Origin of the sequence: Aeromonas sp. QDB39 (genome assembly GCF_027707585.1) — a bacterium.
In the GTDB taxonomy this organism is placed as follows: domain Bacteria; phylum Pseudomonadota; class Gammaproteobacteria; order Enterobacterales; family Aeromonadaceae; genus Aeromonas; species Aeromonas hydrophila.
Window position 1 is genome coordinate 1 of record NZ_JAPCIV010000103.1, and the last position, 1,807, is coordinate 1,807.

At 60.5% G+C, this 1,807-nt stretch carries 1 protein-coding gene and 1 pseudogene; one reads left to right on the top strand and one right to left on the bottom strand.

Annotation, left to right across the window (positions count from 1 at the left end):
• Nucleotides 1-101 precede the first annotated feature (101 nt).
• Nucleotides 102-983, top strand: a complete 882-nt coding sequence (locus PG899_RS23975) for a carbapenem-hydrolyzing class A beta-lactamase KPC-2 (protein ID WP_004199234.1) — start codon at nucleotides 102-104, stop codon at nucleotides 981-983.
• A 249-nt stretch (nucleotides 984-1,232) separates the two neighbouring features.
• Here the strand turns inward: PG899_RS23975 and PG899_RS23980 are convergent.
• A pseudogene (locus tag PG899_RS23980) lies at nucleotides 1,233-1,807 on the bottom strand (IS1182-like element ISKpn6 family transposase); the annotation flags it as partial.

Consider the following 1,807-nt stretch of genomic DNA (forward strand, 5'->3'; position numbering starts at 1 on the left):
TTTTCGTTCCACTGAGCGTCAGACCCCTAATCCCAGCTGTAGCGGCCTGATTACATCCGGCCGCTACACCTAGCTCCACCTTCAAACAAGGAATATCGTTGATGTCACTGTATCGCCGTCTAGTTCTGCTGTCTTGTCTCTCATGGCCGCTGGCTGGCTTTTCTGCCACCGCGCTGACCAACCTCGTCGCGGAACCATTCGCTAAACTCGAACAGGACTTTGGCGGCTCCATCGGTGTGTACGCGATGGATACCGGCTCAGGCGCAACTGTAAGTTACCGCGCTGAGGAGCGCTTCCCACTGTGCAGCTCATTCAAGGGCTTTCTTGCTGCCGCTGTGCTGGCTCGCAGCCAGCAGCAGGCCGGCTTGCTGGACACACCCATCCGTTACGGCAAAAATGCGCTGGTTCCGTGGTCACCCATCTCGGAAAAATATCTGACAACAGGCATGACGGTGGCGGAGCTGTCCGCGGCCGCCGTGCAATACAGTGATAACGCCGCCGCCAATTTGTTGCTGAAGGAGTTGGGCGGCCCGGCCGGGCTGACGGCCTTCATGCGCTCTATCGGCGATACCACGTTCCGTCTGGACCGCTGGGAGCTGGAGCTGAACTCCGCCATCCCAGGCGATGCGCGCGATACCTCATCGCCGCGCGCCGTGACGGAAAGCTTACAAAAACTGACACTGGGCTCTGCACTGGCTGCGCCGCAGCGGCAGCAGTTTGTTGATTGGCTAAAGGGAAACACGACCGGCAACCACCGCATCCGCGCGGCGGTGCCGGCAGACTGGGCAGTCGGAGACAAAACCGGAACCTGCGGAGTGTATGGCACGGCAAATGACTATGCCGTCGTCTGGCCCACTGGGCGCGCACCTATTGTGTTGGCCGTCTACACCCGGGCGCCTAACAAGGATGACAAGCACAGCGAGGCCGTCATCGCCGCTGCGGCTAGACTCGCGCTCGAGGGATTGGGCGTCAACGGGCAGTAAGGCTCTGAAAATCATCTATTGGCCCACCACCGCCGCCCTTGCGGGCGGCATGGATTACCAACCACTGTCACATTTAGGCTAGGAGTCTGCGCGGCAGAGCCGTGTGACCGGTTTTCTGTAGAGCACTGACGATGGCGGCGGCGCTCTCTGCAATTGGCAAGGCGTCGGCGCCAAGGATACCAATCTTGCGGCGCGCGGCGTGTTATGACGACTGGGGTGCATTTGAGCCGCCCCATTTAACCTTCGCCCTCACAGATACGCCATTCGCCTCAGATTTAGCGCCATGCAGACGAGCTTCCACTCGGCTTGCACCTTGTCCAGGCCCCTCATGCTGAACTGACGCAATCCCATCACCGCCTTGATCCAACCATTCGGAGCCTCCACGATCGACTTGCGCCGGCGGTAAGCTGCATCGCCTTGCTCCGTTTTCAATTTCGCCGCAATCGCCGCCGTATGCGGATGGGTCTTGGCATTGACCTTGGCATCTTCACGTCCCTCGCGGCCGAGGGCAACGATGACATCGCCGTGGTGATCGGCGACCTTTGCCAGAACAGCCTCACTACGGAATCCCGCATCCGCCAGCGTCTGGGCCGGCATTTCTCCGGTGTTGGCCTGAACTGCTGCCAGCATGCCCAGCAGCGCCTGACTGTCCGCGGCGCAGTTGGTCAACTCCGCCGCCACGATGATCTGGTGCTCGGCATCGACCGCTGTGTACCCGTTGTAGCTCTGCTCGGAGCCACCACCGGCGTGTTTCATGATCCGGCTGTCCGGATCGGTGAAGCTTTCCTGATCACGGTCATCCGGCACACCAAACTCGCGTTTGT

Bases quoted from the DNA above. Each gene is read 5' to 3' on its own strand.
- PG899_RS23975 (WP_004199234.1), top strand. From the start codon at position 102: ATGTCACTGTATCGCCGTCTAGTTCTGCTGTCTTGTCTCTCATGGCCG.